Genomic DNA, 17,520 nt, shown 5'->3' on the forward strand with positions numbered 1-17,520 from the left:
TAACTCACGGGTCTGCATGAGGCTGATGGTATCTGGTATGGTAAACCAGAAACAAATTGAAACCAATCCCATAAAAATATCGATTAAGTTAAATAATAAACCCTGTTAATACATCTAATATGATCAGCAGCCAGTTTCTCTTATGAATTGCTGAAGTATACCTATGGATATCAATAAGTAATGTGCGGGTTTTCGCCTGTCAGCAGAAGTGACATGCCACAGCTAAACCACTCATTTAATATCCGCGATAGCCAGCTAGTATAAATCCACAATCGCGTGTCAAAACTAAGAGTAACATTTCAACGTAAATTTCGTTGGGAATCGGAGCGTCGGGATTATAAGGCCTGAAATTTTCCAGATATCATAGACCAAAGATAATTTTGCGCCACAGGATTTCAAAAAAATAAATTTAGCCCGCTGGCGGTGAGGCCCATCCATCACCTCAGCTCCGGTAGTTGTCGCTGGCGAGCTATCTATAGCATCTTGTTACGGTATTAATTCAAACCAGCGACCTTTAACTGAATATCCAGAAAGTTCTGCCGATAACCCTTTCAGGCATATTTTTATGCCTGTATATGCTCACCAGGAGAAATAATGCTGAATTTATTCCGGAAACAGTCCGCCAAAGAGCCGACAACGATGGATATCGCTGAGAAATTTATCGATGAAACGATGGATGTGGATCATAGTGATGCCACGCTGCTGAAATGTATTATGAACCTCAGCCAGAAAGGCTATTGGTATGTTGAGACGACCGATCTTAAAAGTGACGCGCCTGCATTTGTTTCACCTGAAGCACGCCAGCTTATGGGATTGCCTCTGCAGAAGGAGGTCGGGCTCTCTTCGCTGATCCAGATGATCCATGCGGATTTCCGGGAAGCGTTCAAAGGTTTGATAAGTCATACACTCAAACATAGCGGTGATGAAAAGCTGTTACGCTGCCTGATCAAAACTGGCGCAAATACCTTTCAGTGGTTTTGCATCCGTGCATCATACAGTCGTGAATTTACGCCGCCGCGCCTGGTTGCCGTTATAGAGAATACAGAAGAAGAAACGTCACAGTCCCGCAAGTTTGATATTGTCTCCACCCGTTTTGACCTGTCGCGCGAAATGCTTAATGACGGCCTCTGGGATCTGGATATTATTGGCGGAAATCCCCTGAATCCCGACAACGTATTCTGGTGGTCACCGCAGTTCAGGAAGCTGTTGGGTTTTGAAACCATTGAAGAGTTTCCTGATGTGATGGACAGTTGGGCATCACGCCTTCACCCGGATGACAAACAGAATGCGCTCGATGCTTTCGTCAGCCACCTGATGGACTTCAGTGGTAAAACCGGTTTTGATATTGAATATCGTCTTAAACTGCGAAGTGGTGAATACCGGTGGTTTCAGGCCCGCGGGCAGACTAAACGTGCACCTGATGGTACCCCTTTGCGTGCCGTCGGTGCGCTTATTGATATTCAGGGCCGTAAAGACCGTGGCAGACATGAGGAAAGCGAAGTCAGGCGAAACATTCAGACCGCCGAAACCGCAAAAGAAATTGCCGAACTCGTCTCTGAAAACGGGATTATTGCTGCGCAGATCAAACTCATTTCACTGAACGCCAGTATCGAAGCCGCGAGAGCAGGTGTACATGGCCGTGGGTTTTCTGTCATCGCCAGTGCTATCCGGGGATTAGCAGAAAGAACTGCAGATATCACCGGGCACATTTCTCGTCTTCAGATGCGAATAAGTAATTCTGCTAGCGGCATAGAAAAATCGCCTGAACAATAAACATCACACATTGATGAACACTTACCACAGGTAAATACAGGGATGTACAGCCTGTCTTTGATTTACTGTAACCAGAACATCAGTTCAGTTCGCAGTTTCAACCTATGAAAATTCTTCCGGAGCGAGTACACATTTCCGTATGCAAACTGGCTCTGGGAGTTACTCACCACCTCATTGCAGAGAGTATGGCCTTGTCATCTTTTATCAGCCTGGACTTTAAGAAATCATGTGTCTGATAGAGGTTTGTTATGGGCGTTGAGTCAGATTAAAGTCATTAGGAAATGCCAGCCTGCTGGTGGCTGAGGCTCTGTGTATGTTTTATAAAAATTTTCAATAAGGACTGAAAGCTTATCTGAGCTGGCTTTGTGCAGATCTGTCCCGCATCACGTTTGATAATCATCTCGCCTGAATATTACCTGCTGCTCTTCAGCCTTTGTCATAAAACCATGATCAGCGTCTGGCACTTAGCCGCCAGAAGATCATCTGGCGGCATCAGTCACTTTAGAAACCAGGTGTGCGGGTTTGTTTACTGTCCATCAGTTTAATACGGGCATTTGTCCACGATGGGTCATTCATCTCCAGGGATGTGCCTGATAATTTCAGTACCGGCTGCTCAGGATCCGGGCCGCATGCCATGGTTGCCATTTTTCCGGGCGCTTTACACCAAACCATTGGTGTATAAGGTGCATTTGACTGGACACCATATTTTTCAACGGCGGCTTTGGCCATGGCATTTTTATTCTCAGTGGAGTATGGGAGCTCGTAAGAAATCTGAGACACAGCCAGCGCATGTTTCGGATCTGCAGGAACACGGCCTTCAAAATGTACAAGCAGTTTGACGCCGTTTTTTTCGTAAGCAATATACTGTGGCTGCTTATCTCCTGTTACCACATTTAGAGCCGGGTATTTATCAACGTCTAACGATGATGCTGGCACATGAAAGTGCTCAGTCATGGCTTTTACGGCTTCATCATAATCCATACCGGTTTTTACCCCGGCAACATCAAAGGTGATTACATCGGCAGCCCGCAAGTTAGCAGCCTGGGCCTGGGATATAGCCATCATTGACATTAAAAACAGAGAAGCACGGCGCATAAACATATCAAATCCTTTTTTTGAAAAGTGAGTAGCCCGCAAGCTTTCTCAACTGTGGTTCACATCCGGAAGTGCATAATGATAGCAATAGGGTGATGAATAAAAATCATTTTTCTGCCAATGTCAGATCCTGGCACTGAGCAGACAGCGTTGCGCACAAATCAACGTTCACTCAACGTTCACCACCTCACCAGTCGGCGCCTTAACGGTGGCAAAATCAACCTGTTAGCTGTCCGTTTTTACCGCAAATATCATTTTCCTGTCATTTATGTTCTTTACGCTGTCAGCTTTCCCTCATGGATTTTAATATTATGAAAATAAAAACGATTTCTTTGATTATCAGTTGTGCGCTCTCGTTTTCTGGTCTTGCGGCGCAACCTCAGGCTGAGCACTATATCGTCAGTTTTCCGGAAGGTACGCGCGTGAGCTACAGCGGCGCGTTCGCCAGTGCGTTTCCGGATGGTTTGCCGGTGGGAATCGGCTCCGGTTTGCTTTTTACCGGTAAGCAGGGGGATGCGCTCACCTTCGCGACCGTCACCGATCGTGGGCCGAATGCCGACTCACCCGATGTGGGCAAACATGAGTCAAAAATTTTCGTCACGCCAGACTTCGCTCCGCTGCTGATGAATATTCGGGTGCAGAACGGCAAAGCAGAAGCCACGGATGCCCGACCGCTGCATGACGACAAGGGCAATATTAACGGATTGCCGCTACAGGATGGTGTCATCGGCTCAACCAATGAAGTCGCGTTAAGCGACACACTGAAAGTGCTGAAGGGCGATAACCGTGGTCTGGATACGGAAGGAATTACGCCGGACGGGAAGGGCGGGTACTGGTTGTGCGACGAATATGGCCCGTTTCTGATTAACGTTGATCAACGCGGCAAGATTCTGGCGATTCACGGGCCGCAGGCTAATGAAGGGGAAAAATCCATTGCGGGCGGACTGCCTAATATTCTTAAGTGGCGTCAGCCTAATCGTGGTTTTGAAGGGCTTACCCGTATGCCGGACGGGCGCATCATCGCCGCGGTGCAGAGTACGCTGGATATCAACGGTAAAAGTAAAAAGCAGGCGCGCTTTACCCGGCTGGTGAGCTTCGATCCGGCGACCGGGAAAACCGCGATGTATGGATACCCTATCGACAGCCAGGCTTATAGTAAAAACAGCGACGCCAAAATTGGCGATATCGTGGCGCTCGATAATCAGCATATTCTCTTGATTGAACAAGGCAGCGATAAAAACGACGCGATGCGCAACCTTATCTATAAGGTGGATCTCAGTGCGGCTACCGACCTTGCCGCATTCGATCAGCCTGGTGAGTATCCGGAGGCTGACAACGAGAAAGCGCTGGCGCAGCGAGGCATTAAGCTCGCAGCTAAAACGCTGGTGGTCGATTTACGTCAACTCGGCTGGCAGCAGGAGAAGGCCGAAGGACTGGCGCTTATCGACAGTAAAACCCTGGCGGTCGCCAATGACAATGACTTCGGCGTGAAAACGGTCATGCAAAATCCGGTGGAAGGTAAGAAGCGCAAGGATTATCGGCTGAACGAAAAGGGGGAACTTACTGTAGAGGGTGAGCCGGTTGCAACGACGATCGGCGTGAAGCCGCTGAAGAAACCGGAGTCGGACAGCGAGTTGTGGATCGTAACGCTGCCGGAACCGCTGAAATAAACGTTCCCCTTGCCCTGGGCTGTCTGCGCTTAGTGCCTGATTTTCTGTAAAAGAGCAGGATTCAGCCCGGATTTGCCAGCGAAAGATCGGTCTGCGCCTTTTTGTTATAGCGGCCGGCAGCAGACCGATATTCGTTTAAGCAGTTAAACAGCTTTCCACCGCGTTGCGGCATTAAGCGTCACTGGCGAACTTTAAACGTCAGCCTGGCGTTTATTTTTTATTTTTAATGCGATAACCGCTTCCTTCTGCATCCGAGCGCTTTCGATATCGGGTAACCCGGTCAACTACGGCTCAAGTCGCCAGGTTGCAGGGCGTGATTATAACATTGTGTAATAATATGTTATCTGCCTCTTCAACAGATACTCACCACCGTGTAAGTTCTGGGGTCTCATACGCTTGTTGTCCCCGTAATCCGCTGAGGAGAAAGAGAGTGAAAGCAACCGCAATGGCCGCTACAAGTCTGTTAATGCTGATGAGCAGTGTTCACGCTGAAGGTCTGACGACGTCAGCAGATGGTAAAAACCTCGCCGTCAGCTTCGGCCAGCCCACCATCAAACAGGTGCTGCACTACCGAAAAATGTATGACAAAAAGCCGTTTCCGGATGCGGAGATTTATTATTACGACAACGGTACCTATAAAATCATTTCTCAGGGCGAAAACCACTACGGTGTTTACGTCATGCAGGGCAAGTTTGATGATGAAACTTTCACGGTGCGTTTTATCTCTCTGCCTTCTGCTGACTGGGGCAATAAAACGGCTTTTCATCAGTTAACTTTTATCAGGGGTGACGAGCAGAACGTCTTTATTCAGAATGCCATTGTGGATACCGGTGAAGCCATTGCGCAGCAGAACGGCACCTATACTCAGGAAAAAAACACCGTAACCAACCCGGTCTCTACCAGCTGGAAAAACAAATAAGTGTCGGGTGGCAGCGTGTCTGCCACTCTGATTTAAACCCGATGCCTGCCACGTTCCTCGTGCAGGATCATATTGAGTTTTGGCTGGCGGACACCTTCACACATTTATTTTTTTACTCAGAAAATGCATAGCCGCAATTAAATGCCTTATATTTCATAGCCTGATGTACATTTGCCTTGCAGCGCCCACGCCAGCAGTGTGAGTGCGCTGCAACATGCAGTACCGGTAATTTGCCTATGAAGGGTAACTCCTGCTTTTTTTGATACTGCCAACACTCAATTTGTCAGGTCCTGAGGCGCAAATATGGACAGAGTTTCACTCCTGCTGGATGTGCAGGATGTCGCTTTTTCAGTCGGGGATAGGCAGCTACTGAAACCGGTCTCCCTGCAGTTATATCAGGGTGATTGCGTCTTGCTGACCGGCCCATCCGGAAGCGGAAAAAGTACCTTCCTCAAAATCCTTGCTTCGCTGATTACCCCCACCTCCGGGCAACTTTTCTTCAGGAACAGTGATATCACCACGCTGAGAGCAGAGGCCTATCGCCAGCAGGTCTCGTACTGTTTTCAGACGCCGCAACTGTTTGGTCAGACGGTATATGACAACCTGGCGCTGCCATGGCAGATTCGACGTCAGAAACCTCAGCGGGACAAACTTGTTGCTGCGCTGGAAAGCGTAAATCTCTCTCCGGATATGCTGAATAAACCTGTTGAACAACTTTCAGGCGGAGAAAAACAGCGTGTCGGACTACTGCGCAATCTGCAGTTTATGCCTGAGGTGCTGTTGCTGGATGAAGTCACCAGCGCCCTTGATGAAGAGAACAGACTATCAGTACTTTCACTGATTAACCGGATCGCAGCTGAAGAAAAGGTAGCCGTGGTGCGGATTAGCCATGACGTTAACGATATCCAGCAGGCTGAGCAGGTGCTTCGGCTTGAGCCGCCAGAAAAGGAGAATAAGCGTGAATCAGCATAATATCAGTGACACCTCGCTGTTAATGTCACTGACGCTGGTGGCTATAGCGCTGCTTATCAGCCAGAAAGAAAAGCTCGGCATGAGCAAAGATATTCTCTGGAGTGTATCCCGGGCGATAATTCAGCTGGTCATTGTCGGCTTTGTATTAAAGTCGATCTTCGATGTTAATAACAGCTGGCTCACGGTATTGATGGTGCTGTTTATCTGCGTTAATGCCGCGATCAACGCCCGTAAACGCGGACGAAATATTGCTAACGCCTTTACGATATCGTTTGTCGCTATTTTTAGTGGCACCGTTATCACGCTGACGATTCTGGTGCTGAGCGGAGCGATAGCGTTTGTTCCGATGCAGGTCATCCCCATCACGGGCATGATCGCCGGTAATGCCATGGTCGCAGTAGGGCTCTGTTACAGCAACCTGAACCAGCGCTTCAGAGACAACCAGCAGAAAATTATGGAGATGCTGAGCCTTGGCGCATCGGTGAAGCTGGCATCGGGCCGCATCATTGCCGACAGCATTCGTACAGCCATGATGCCGACGGTGGACGCTGCCAAAACCGTCGGACTGGTCAGCCTGCCAGGGATGATGTCCGGACTGATTTTCGCCGGAATAGATCCGCTCAAGGCGATTAAGTATCAGATTATGGTTACGTTTATGCTGATAGGAACTGCCAGTCTGTCAACGATCATTGCTGTCTATTTATCCTATCGTCGTTTTTATAATGCCAGGGCGCAGCTAAAAATATCGGATAGATCGCTGGATTAGCGAAATTGATTGGCGGATCTGAAGGTTATAGCTGGTGAGGAATAAGGGCTGCTATCAGTAAATAGCAGCCTGTTAATTTGTATTCCTGCTATCCGTTCTGGCAGTTTTCAGGAAAGCTTCCGTTTGGGCTGTTATAAAAAGCCCTCTCTGGCTCGCTAAAGCAGGGGCAGGCTTGTAGTGCGAGAGCATCTGCCAGAATAGCCGATGCAATGCTTCTTATTCCAGGCATTGCATTATATTGCACTGCGTTAAACTATCCTCCTCACTTCTGGAGGGAATCATGAATAACAGCAAAATCGTCGTTTCTCTGGTTATGGCCATAAGCATTTTTTGGGTTGGCGCGTCTGAAGCTAAAACATCGAAGCAGTCCGATGACCAAATCCGACAGCTCATTATCGAAGATTCAATCGCCTCTTATCCAGGTGTCTGCGCATGCCCTTTTAACGCTGCACGCAATGGCAGTAGCTGTGGCAGGCGAAGCGCATGGAGCAAGCAGGGCGGATATGCACCTGTCTGTTATAAAAAAGAGATTTCAAAGGAAATGGTCGATGACTGGCGTAATAGTCATGATGCTTAAAAAGTTTAGCGTATGAATCTTATAGTCGGGAAGAGTGAAATGGTCAGCTAAGTAAATTGCCTGAATAGCCCGTCATGGCTTAAGTCTGTTGCTATTAATATCGTGGATTAATCATTATAAAACGCGGGCTACCTGCTATTAAATTTCCATATACTGGCATTAATTCTTGATAAATTATCATTCCCGTAACCGGCTGCCCTTAATGCGCCGTACTTTAATAATGCAACAGACTCAGGATGCTCATCACTCAGCGATCACCGGACATCATCATTGCCCGGTAATCGGCTGATTTACATCGATGCTACAACCTCAGCTTATTTTTGAGACTGCTGATTTTGCTCAGCCTCTTTCTGTTTTTTCTTCGCCATATGATGACCGACTGTGCAGCCCGCTGCGGCACCGGCCACACCATGATGAGCAACATGACCTGCGACGCCGCCTACTGCGGCTCCCTTAAGACAGCCCTGGGCATTAGCCTGTAAATTCACCGACAAAAACAGTCCGGTAGCAATAACGATAACTGATAATTTTTTCATCACTTAATATCCTGATAGTTAGTTATAGTTGCAGGTTGAACCCGACAGAGCATAGCCGCACTCTGGGGTGTTTCGCTGGCCGGGATACAGGAATCACGACATTAGTTACCTGTCGTTACGCTTTCCAGAGGGAATGTAAGTATTTAATGCCATACCCGTGAGCCAGATACTTTCCGGCTCGTTAAGCGGCAGCCAGAGATCAGCATTGAGAAGATAAAACGGGGAGAGTGTAAACCGGAGGTTAGTCGATGAAGATAAAACAGCGCCTCCACCGGGAAGCGCTGCTGCAGATCAGAAGGACATTGTCAGCCCGGCATAATAAGCGCGTCCCGGTTCGTTATAGGTTGATGCACCATCAGCTTCGCGATATAGCTGTTTATCCAGCAGGTTATTAATCCCGGCATTGGCACGCAGATTTTTGGTGATGTCATAATTAAAATTGACCCCAAATACTGAATAAGCACCAACTTCGCGATTCGACATTGAATTGTTTTCTGTGCGGGATTCCGCATACTGGCGTGGTTTCTGACGGCCATACATCGTCCAGTTCAGATTAGTGGAGAAATCCTGCGTCACCTGCCAGTCCAGCATTGTATTGATCGTGTATTCAGGAATAATCGACAGCGGATTGCCGGTCTTTTTATCCTTCGACTCGATCATATAAGTTGCGTTAGTCCGCCACTCCAGCTCGTCACTGACCAGCGGGATAGTGAAATTGCCTTCCAGACCTTCGACTACCGCTTTGCCGCCGTTACTCCATTGCAGGATATTGTTGCCATTTGAGGCGTAACCCAATACTTCCGTCCCTGAGACGATTTTGTTTTTATAGTCATTGCGGAACCAGGTGATACCCGCAATATAGCCATCCTGACTGAACTCGATACCCAGCTCTTTATTTACGCTGACTTCAGGATCGAGATTTTCATTGCCCAGCAGATAGCAACTGCCACGGGTAACGTTGATCGGACAGCCATTTCCCCGCGTCGCCAGTAAATAGCCTTCGCTGGACTGATAAAGGTTAGGGGCTTTAAACGCACGGGCGATACCCGCTTTCAGGGTAAAACTTTCTCCCAGAGCCTGAGAAATATTGAGCGACGGACTCCAGTTCGCACCAAAGGTGTCGTGATAATCAAAGCGCAGACCGGGGATCACTTCAGTGCTATCGGTCGCAGCAATATTATCTTCAAAATAGAGTGAGCTCAGCGTTGCGCTGTTTTTACTGTTGCGGCTGCCAGCATCACCACTGACACCGTCGATGGATACGCCAGGCGCACTGGTGCCGTTCATAGAATTTGGATCGTTCAGCTCATCACGGTTCCACTCGGCTCCCAGCGTAACGGTCTGTTCACGCAGCAGTTCCAGCGGGAAGCTGACTTCGCCTCCTGCCCGGTAACTTTCAAAGCGACTGGTTGAGAACGTGTTGCTGTTGATCCGGCCTTCACCCGCACCCGCCGTGCCTTCATTCAGGCGGGTGTTATTGGTTTTTTCATAGTTAAAGGTGAGCTTAGATTGTCCCCAGTCCCAGATGCCATTATGCGCAAGGCCCCAGGTCTGACGATACAGACGGTTGGTTTCTGAACCATCGAGAGATTCGATCAAGGCATTACCGGCACCGTTGCTGTACTGGGTATCCCCGGTGTAAATGTTGCCCTGACGGCTGTATCCGTAACTGAAATCCAGCACCTGTAATGGCGTAATCTTCCACGACAGCACACTGTTGATGTCTTTATTGCGAACGCCTTCGCGACCGGCGGCGCCGGAGCCATTGTGCGACTGGTTAATGTCGAAAGCATCGCTGTCGGTTTTGTTGATGTTGCCATAGAGCCGCATGGTCAGAGCATCGCCCGCCAGCGGACCACTCAGGTTAAAGTTAGCGCGGCGGGTTGCGCCTTCTTTATCATCTTCGGGCTGGTTGGTATAAAGCGACAGCGATCCGCTCCAGTCATTGGTCGGGCGTTTGGTAATGATATTAACCACGCCACCGGCCGCGCCGGAACCGTAACGCGCTGCCGCCGGTCCACGAATCACTTCAATCCGTTCAACCATTTCTGGTGGTACCCAGTTTGAGTCACCGCGGGAATCGCGCTCGCCGCGCCAGCTATAACGCACCGAATTGCGCGAGGTGGTCGGCACACCATCAATCAGAATCAGCGTATTTTCCGGCCCCATGCCGCGAATATCGATCTGACGATTGTTACCGCGTACGCCGTTGGCGCTGTTGCCGGTAAGGTTAACGCCTGGCATTTTACGGATAATGTCGGAAAGGTCGTTGACCGGCGGGTTTTTCTCAATGTCCTGCGAGGTGATCACCGAAACGCCAGGCTGCTGTTTCAGCTCCTGTTCAGCAGTGACCAGCATCGTCTCATCATCAGCCAGCTTTTCTGTCTCTTCCTGATTAGCGCCGTTAGCAGAGGTACTCAATAAACCGGCCAGCAGTAGCGCAACAGGGCGCTTATGGACACGCATGGTTACATTCACTTAGAAAATCTCCCTGAAGTATTAAGGCATGTAAGCAAATGCGTATGATAATGATAATAGTTATCATTGTATATCGCGGTAAGCCACCTTTACATTCCATAACAATGGGCTATTTATTCGCCATAACCGTGACCAGAAGGGAGAAGTGACGTTAGTCTTACTTGTTAACCATCACCCGAAAACTTCCTCAGATTTCATCAGAACGCGTCTTTGTGACTCCAGACTTATTAGGTCTGGAGTCATAGATAAACAATGGATAGAATGGCCCGCTCTGCAGTGACAAACAGGTATAAATGTGACCCCAGATCTGACACAGATCCCTGCGCGTTCAGCCCACGTAGGCCGCCATGTATTGCTCTGGCTGGAGCAGGTTAAAAAGGCTTCACTTAGCGAGCTGGATAATTTTGGCGATGAAGGCACGGTGGAGCAGGTGATGAAGGTCTGGGTAAAACTCTCGCTGCTGATCAGTCGGCGTCGTCCTGAGATCGCCATCTCCTCATTGCTGAAACATGTCCTGCCGAACATCGGTTCGCAGCCACTCAAAACGCTGAACCGCTTACGCCTTAACCGGCTCTATAACATTCTGATCGCCGACGGTAAAAAAGAGGAGGCGCGGCGGGTGTTCGCGCTGACCAAACAATTTCTTGCCTGGGCCGAGATGCAGGGCTATCTCGATCATTCACCCATAGCTTCAATGAAAAAGCGTGATGTCGCGGGTCGCGCTACGCCGCCGCGCAGTCGGCAACTTACCGATGCAGAAATCTGGGTGTTCTGGCACGGGCTGGATAACTGGGCACTCTCGGAACAGGCGCGCTGGGCGCTGCGTTTATGCCTGGTCAGCGCCCGGCGGCCGGATGAAATTGTGCAGGCGCAGAAAGCGGAGTTCGATCTGCAATTAGGATTGTGGATGCAGGGTACGCGCAATAAATCGCAGCGGGAGCATGTGCTGCCCATTTCACCGCTGATGCGTCAATGCATCGAAGCACTGCTGCGCGCCGCCGAGCCAGCCTCACCCTGGCTGGTGCCCGCGCCACGCGATCCGCAACAGCCGCTGTCAAAAGGCGCGATGAATCAGGCACTTCGCCGGATGATCCGCGCTCCCCGTGGGCTGGGACTGGAGGCGTTTACCCCGCGCGATCTGCGCAGGACTGCGCGTTCAAAACTCTCAGCGCTCGACACGCCTAATGACGTCGCCCGAAAAATCATGAACCATGCGCTGGAAGGTATCGATCGGGTCTATGACACTCATGACTATCTGAGCCAGATGCGCAGCGCCATGACTATCTTTTCGGACGCGGTTGAGCAGATTATTGAATGCGAAAGCTACCATCTCCTGCGTCATCGCTATGATGGCGAAACCCTCACGCTGGACGATCTCTCGCTCATGGCAATGTCACGCTAACGCTTATATCGGCAACTGTCAGAAGTGGTAGCGCAGCCAGGCAAAATAGACGTTGCCGTTGTTATGGGTGCCGGGAATATAGGTCATCTGGAAATCGAGATCGCCATAGCCGACAGAGGCCAGCGGCAATAGCGCTGGCACCGGAATATAATCCCAGTTGTGCCGTGCGGTAAAGCCCGCCGTGTAACCCGCGCCCCAGTGAAAATTCTGGTCGGCCAGCGGACGCCAGGTTGCCACCCAGCCATAGCCACCAAAGGGTTCCCATTTATTAAAGGAGTCCTTAAACGCCATTAAGTAGATGCCGTTCCAGTTCCCTTTTTCATCGTAGCGGGAGATACCTCCGCCCGCGCCCCAGGGTCTTTCATTATATTTATTGATATGTTCACGATCGTAAGTGGCACGGTTGTGCCAGGTAATCGCGGGCAGATAAAAGTCGTAACCTTCAGGCTGCTGCCAGGTTGTGGCGACTTTATCACTGAAATTATCCCAGCCCGCACTCACGGTCTCCACAAGTGTGGCGGAGTGGGCTGAAAAAACACTGAAAACAGTGGTCGTTATCAGCGCTTTAAGCATTGAAATTTTGCGCACGTACGAATTCCTGCAATATCTGGTGTTAAATAAAGTGATAAAAGATTTAAGGCAGATATTGTGGCATCAGGAGTGACAACTACAGTTCAATGAACGGCCATTACAGGATTTTATCTTTATCAAAAGTGATGCAGCAGCCCTGTTTCTCTGACAAGTCAGCAGGTGCGCTGACCCCATAAACGCCTCCCTGCCATTATCACCTTGCAGCCGCCTTTCACGTGCAGACAATTCCCTGAAAAAATTCGTATTGTTTGCTAACAAAATCTTGCAATGATAATCGCAATGCGTATATTTCTCATTTGTTTTAGAAGTTCATCACACCCGCGCGCAGGCGCTCAGGGAAAGGTTTCTGGTTCCTCAAACCATAAGCAGGGCAGCGATGTCCGCAGGAAGCATGGTCGTGACAGTGGCAGCATAAAAACATAAAGATAATTGAGGAATTAATGAACGCTTTCGATCTTCAACACCCCGGGGCGACGGGCACCTCTGCTCTGCAACGTCCATTCCGCTTCTCCTTGCTGGCTGCCATCGTCGCCTCGTCGCTGGCGCATAACGCTGCTCATGCAGCAGAGACCGGCGCACCCGCTGCCAGCGATAATCAGACTATGACGGTCAGCGCGTCAGCCGATGATGCCGTAGCCGCTTCGCCCGCCACCGATTACAGCGTACCGGTTACCCGTGCGGGCACTAAAATGCTGGGCACCGTGCGTGATGTCCCGCAGTCAGTCAGCATTGTCAGTAAACAGCGTATGGCCGATCAGCAACTCCAGTCGCTGAATGATGTGCTCGCAAATACCACCGGTATTCGCGGTATCAGTGGTGATATGGATCGCACCAACTACTATGCTCGCGGCTTTATGATCGACAACTACATGGTCGATGGTATCCCTACTGCCTTTGCCGCTCGCTGGAACCTGGGTGATGCGCAGACCGATATGGCAATGTATGAGCGCGTTGAAGTGGTGCGCGGAGCGACCGGTCTGTTAACCGGACCGGGTAATCCATCAGCCGCCATCAATATGGTGCGCAAACACGCCGACAGCAAAGAGTTCGGCGGCACTGTCTCCGCCAGTTACGGCAGCTGGAATAAGCAGCGTTATGTGGCCGATATCTCGGCTCCGCTCAGTGACTCCGGCAATGTTCGTGGCCGGCTGATCGCGGGATGGCAGGATAACAATAGCTTCATAGAGCGCTATGGCGCCAAAAAACAGTTCATCTATGGCGTGGTTGACGCTGACCTGACCGACTCTGCCACGCTTTCGGTCGGCTATGAATTCAGCCAGGTCAATACGGACTCCACCATGTGGGGTGGCGCACCGCGCTGGTACACAGACGGCACGCAGATACATACCCGACGCGGCTACAACACCGCACCTGACTGGGCCTACAACGATAAAGAGAACCGTAAAGTCTTTGTGAACCTGAAACAGGACTTCGACAACGGCTGGAACATCACACTGAACGGCGCGCACAACGAGATGCGCCTCGACAGTAAGCAGATCTATCTTGATGGCTATTTCGATCGTAACACCGGGGCGGGCGTCTCTTCCTATGCCAACTATCCGGTGGTAGGCGGGACCGGTTACAACACCGGTAAACGCAAAGTGGATGCCGTTGATGCCTTCGCCAGCGGTCCTTATGAACTGCTGGGTCGTCAGCATGAGCTGATGGTTGGCGTCAATTACACCCGCCAGGATAACAAGTACTTCAGTACCTTTGAGAATATCTCATCGGAGTCGCTGGGCAACTACAACGAGTTTAACGGTCAGTATCCGGAATCAGCCTGGACGCCGCGTCTGCCAGCCAGCGATACCCAACTGGTTCGCCAGAAATCGACTTATATGGCGACCCGTCTGTCGCTCGCCGATCCGCTGCACCTGATTATCGGTGCCCGTTACACCAACTGGAACCGTGAAACGCCTGGTGGTGAAATGGAAGAAAATAACACCACCCCTTACGGCGGATTGATTTATGACTTCGCTGAAAACTGGTCGGCTTACGCCAGCTATACCTCGGTGTTCCAGCCACAGGACTATCGCGATGCCAGCGGCGCTTTCCTGTCGCCCGTTATCGGCAAAAACTACGAGGCAGGCCTGAAATCTGACTGGATGGATAGTCGCTTCACCACCTCGATTTCGGTGTTCCGCACCGAGCTGAATAATGTCGGTGAAGCAACCACTCAGACGGTTCAGGGGTCAGGTGATGTCGCGTACATTGGCCGTAAAGGCGTGGTGAGTCGTGGCGTGGAGTTTGAAGTCAACGGCGCATTAACCGACAACTGGCAGATGACCCTGGGCGGCACGCGCTACATTGCGGAAAACCGCGATGGCAGCACCTTTAACCCGCAACTGCCGCAGACCAGCTTTAACCTGTTCAGCAGCTATCGCCTGCCGACGTTGCAGCAGCTGACGCTGGGTGGCGGTGTGAACTGGCAGACACATATCTGGAATGATGTCGGTGGCCCGGAAGGCAATGGCACCTGGCGTGCCCGCCAGGGCAGCTATGCGCTGGTTGATCTCTTCGCCCGTTATCAGGTGAACAAAAATCTGTCGCTGCAGGGCAACCTCAATAACCTGTTCGACAAAGAGTATGACACTAACGTGGCCAGCTCCGTAGTCTACGGCGAACCGCGTAATTTCTCAGTGACCGCCAGCTACACTTTCTGATTTGTGTCGTTGTAAAGCCTGTGAAAAACGCCTCAGTTGAGGCGTTTTTCATCACCTCCTGAATCTGCACTCAGGTAAAACGCAGTGCCAGGTTAAAACCTTCTGCCGACTCCACCACAATCGCCTCGGGCTGCACCTGAAAGGCAATTTCACCCTTCACCAGCGCGCGTTTCACCAGGTCGAGATCTTCCGTCTCAAAACCCAGCGCGACCATCCGGGCGCTGCCATCATAGTCTTCCGGCAGCGGGCCAAATCGCTGCTGCGCATAGTCTGCCGAAGCAAAACGAACCGTGGCAACACCCGCGCGCAGGACAAAGGCGCCTTCGGGACAGGCGAGCACTTTAGCGGCCCCAAACAGGCGGCTATAGACCAGCGCTGAAAGCGCCGGATCCTGCGCGACAATCACAAACTCACTGATATTACGCACGCCATTGGGGTGACGCTGCCATGCCGGCTGCCATACCGCTTCGGGCGTCAGATGCTGGCAAAAAAAGCTGCGGCCATTGGGTACCAGCGAAGGGCGAATCCGTACGGTCCTAAAGTGCGCTTCACTCACCGAACCGTCGGGCAGGGTAACCGGACGATGAAAAGCCGCTGGCGGATCGCCATCCAGATCCTGCCGTTGCAGATGCTGAAACTCACTCTCTGCATCGCTGCTTTTCCACACCAGACCGCTCAATCCCAGCGGCGACTGCCAGAGATCGGCGCGCTGGCTCCCTTTGCCCGTCTCATAGCCCAGCAGTTCCAGGTAGTTCTCACCAAAAATAGCCAGGTGATTACTCGATCCCAGCGAGTGATGACCCCGTTCAGTGAGCTGAAAGCCGAGCCTTCGGAAGCGCGCGCTGGCGCTGTCGAGCTGGTCGGCCACGTTAATCACAGCATGATCAAGAATCGGTTGTGGAACCTGAACTGACATAGCAGCACTCCTTTTTTTCGTCATTGCGCCGCCACAATCTGCAACGCGCGTGGCACCAGCTGCGTGAAGTAGTCCACCGCCGGGCCAATCAACGCTTCATCAGGATCGAAGGCGGCGTGATGCAGACCAAATTCGCTGGCACTGCCGATGCTGACAAACGCCCCCGGAACCTGCTGCAGATAGAAGGCAAAATCTTCTCCGCCCATCTGCGGCGACTCAGCGTGCTCCGCGAGATAGCCACTCTGTTGGGCAACGTCCAGCGCAACATCCACCCAGCCTGGCGTGTTAATCAGGGCCGGCGGTCCTTCAGTCCACTCCAGTTCGGCGGTCGCACCAAACCCGGCGGCAATACCCTGAATCAGGGATCGCATGCGGTGCGGGATCTGCGCCCGAATTTCGCCGTTGTGGGTGCGCACGGTGCCCTCCAGCTCAACGCTTTGTGGCAGCACGTTCCAGGTATTACCGGCGGTAAAGCGCGTCACGCTCAGCACCACCGTTTCCAGCGAGCTGAACACCCGGCTCGGCAGGGTCTGCAGAGCTGTTACGATATGGCTGGCAATCACAATCGAATCGATGCCCTCCTGCGGTCGTGCGGCATGGGCGCCTTTGCCCTCAATGCGGATAACAAAGCGGTCTACGTTGGCATAAAACGCACCCGCCCGACTACGCAGCGTGCCCAGCGGCAGGTCGGGCGCGTTGTGCAGGCCGAATATCGCCTGAACGCCTTCCAGCGCACCGGCATCAATCAGCTGACGTGCGCCATTAAAGGTCTCTTCAGCGGGCTGAAACAGAATCCGTACCCGGCCTTGCAGTGTGTCTTCCTGCTGTTTCAGCTGCAACGCCACGCCGAGCATCACGGCGCTGTGAACGTCGTGACCACAGGCGTGCATCACGCCCGGCTGCTGTGATCGCCACGGGCGTTCGGTGATTTCTTCAATCGGTAACGCATCGATATCCGCGCGCAGGGCGATCAGGGGTTCGCCATGACCGATTTCTGCCACGACGCCGGTTTTCAGCCCCAGCGGCAACAGCCGGATCCCGGCCTGCTCCAGCCAGCGGGTAATACGTTCCGTGGTGGCAAATTCATGATTCGAAAGTTCCGGATGCTGATGCAGTTCGCGACGCCACTGCACCAGTTGGTCGGTTAAAGGCAAAGTCATGA

Annotated in this window: 14 protein-coding genes; 8 read left to right on the plus strand and 6 right to left on the minus strand. The window is 51.4% G+C overall.

Annotation, left to right across the window (positions count from 1 at the left end):
• The first annotated feature begins 594 nt into the window (after positions 1–594).
• The gene (locus ACXKZD_RS21895) at positions 595–1,773 is read left to right on the plus strand and encodes a methyl-accepting chemotaxis protein (protein ID WP_010247031.1); all 1,179 of its coding nucleotides are present in this window, start codon (positions 595–597) and stop codon (positions 1,771–1,773) included.
• Positions 1,774–2,274: 501 nt separating this feature from the next.
• On the opposite strand, the gene ACXKZD_RS21900 is transcribed toward ACXKZD_RS21895, so the two are convergent.
• Entirely contained in the window at positions 2,275–2,874 is a 600-nt protein-coding gene (locus ACXKZD_RS21900; protein ID WP_022624377.1) for a hypothetical protein, read from the minus strand.
• Between the two features lie 305 nt (positions 2,875–3,179).
• Here ACXKZD_RS21900 and ACXKZD_RS21905 point away from each other — a divergent pair, with 305 nt between their 5' ends.
• The 5 genes from ACXKZD_RS21905 (at position 3,180) to ACXKZD_RS21925 (ending at position 7,772) form a co-directional block, all read left to right on the plus strand.
• Positions 3,180–4,538 (plus strand): esterase-like activity of phytase family protein, encoded by a 1,359-nt coding sequence (locus ACXKZD_RS21905; protein WP_488982326.1) that lies wholly within the window; start codon positions 3,180–3,182, stop codon positions 4,536–4,538.
• 430 nt (positions 4,539–4,968) lie between these two features.
• On the plus strand, positions 4,969–5,457 hold the full coding sequence (locus ACXKZD_RS21910) for a hypothetical protein (RefSeq protein WP_010247034.1): 489 nt from the start codon (positions 4,969–4,971) through the stop codon (positions 5,455–5,457).
• Positions 5,458–5,760: 303 nt separating this feature from the next.
• On the plus strand, positions 5,761–6,429 hold the full coding sequence (gene fetA / locus ACXKZD_RS21915; RefSeq protein WP_010247035.1) for an iron efflux ABC transporter ATP-binding subunit FetA: 669 nt from the start codon (positions 5,761–5,763) through the stop codon (positions 6,427–6,429).
• Positions 6,416–7,195: an iron efflux ABC transporter permease subunit FetB gene (gene fetB / locus ACXKZD_RS21920; protein ID WP_488982327.1), complete on the plus strand. Its 780-nt coding sequence runs from the start codon at positions 6,416–6,418 to the stop codon at positions 7,193–7,195. Before fetA ends, fetB begins: the two co-directional genes overlap by 14 nt.
• Positions 7,196–7,508: 313 nt before the next feature.
• The gene (locus ACXKZD_RS21925) at positions 7,509–7,772 is read left to right on the plus strand and encodes a hypothetical protein (RefSeq protein ID WP_376716421.1); all 264 of its coding nucleotides are present in this window, start codon (positions 7,509–7,511) and stop codon (positions 7,770–7,772) included.
• A 314-nt stretch (positions 7,773–8,086) separates the two neighbouring features.
• Here the strand turns inward: ACXKZD_RS21925 and ACXKZD_RS21930 are convergent, their stop codons facing one another.
• Together ACXKZD_RS21930 and ACXKZD_RS21935 are read right to left on the minus strand one after the other, a co-directional pair.
• Entirely contained in the window at positions 8,087–8,308 is a 222-nt protein-coding gene (locus ACXKZD_RS21930) for a hypothetical protein (RefSeq protein WP_488982348.1), read from the minus strand.
• Between the two features lie 291 nt (positions 8,309–8,599).
• A complete protein-coding gene (locus ACXKZD_RS21935; RefSeq protein WP_187496395.1) occupies positions 8,600–10,774 on the minus strand; it encodes a TonB-dependent siderophore receptor in 2,175 nt (724 codons plus the stop codon).
• 307 nt (positions 10,775–11,081) lie between these two features.
• Between ACXKZD_RS21935 and ACXKZD_RS21940 the strand changes: the two genes are divergently transcribed.
• Entirely contained in the window at positions 11,082–12,188 is a 1,107-nt protein-coding gene (locus ACXKZD_RS21940; RefSeq protein ID WP_488982328.1) for a tyrosine-type recombinase/integrase, read from the plus strand.
• 18 nt (positions 12,189–12,206) lie between these two features.
• Here ACXKZD_RS21940 and pagP read toward each other — a convergent pair whose 3' ends face one another.
• A complete protein-coding gene (gene pagP / locus ACXKZD_RS21945) occupies positions 12,207–12,776 on the minus strand; it encodes a lipid IV(A) palmitoyltransferase PagP (RefSeq protein ID WP_033768928.1) in 570 nt (189 codons plus the stop codon).
• A 443-nt stretch (positions 12,777–13,219) separates the two neighbouring features.
• Between pagP and fhuE the strand changes: the two genes are divergently transcribed.
• Entirely contained in the window at positions 13,220–15,442 is a 2,223-nt protein-coding gene (fhuE, locus tag ACXKZD_RS21950; RefSeq protein ID WP_033787070.1) for a ferric-rhodotorulic acid/ferric-coprogen receptor FhuE, read from the plus strand.
• Between the two features lie 70 nt (positions 15,443–15,512).
• Here the strand turns inward: fhuE and ACXKZD_RS21955 are convergent, their stop codons facing one another.
• Both ACXKZD_RS21955 and ACXKZD_RS21960 read right to left on the minus strand, forming a co-directional pair.
• Positions 15,513–16,358 carry a VOC family protein gene (locus tag ACXKZD_RS21955; RefSeq protein ID WP_488982329.1) on the minus strand — a complete coding sequence of 282 codons (846 nt, stop codon included), beginning with the start codon at positions 16,356–16,358 and terminating at the stop codon, positions 15,513–15,515.
• 20 nt (positions 16,359–16,378) lie between these two features.
• Positions 16,379–17,518 carry an amidohydrolase gene (locus tag ACXKZD_RS21960; RefSeq protein WP_480265552.1) on the minus strand — a complete coding sequence of 380 codons (1,140 nt, stop codon included), beginning with the start codon at positions 17,516–17,518 and terminating at the stop codon, positions 16,379–16,381.
• Positions 17,519–17,520: the final 2 nt, after the last annotated feature.

It is taken from the genome of Pantoea sp. ABR1s, from assembly GCF_057812235.1.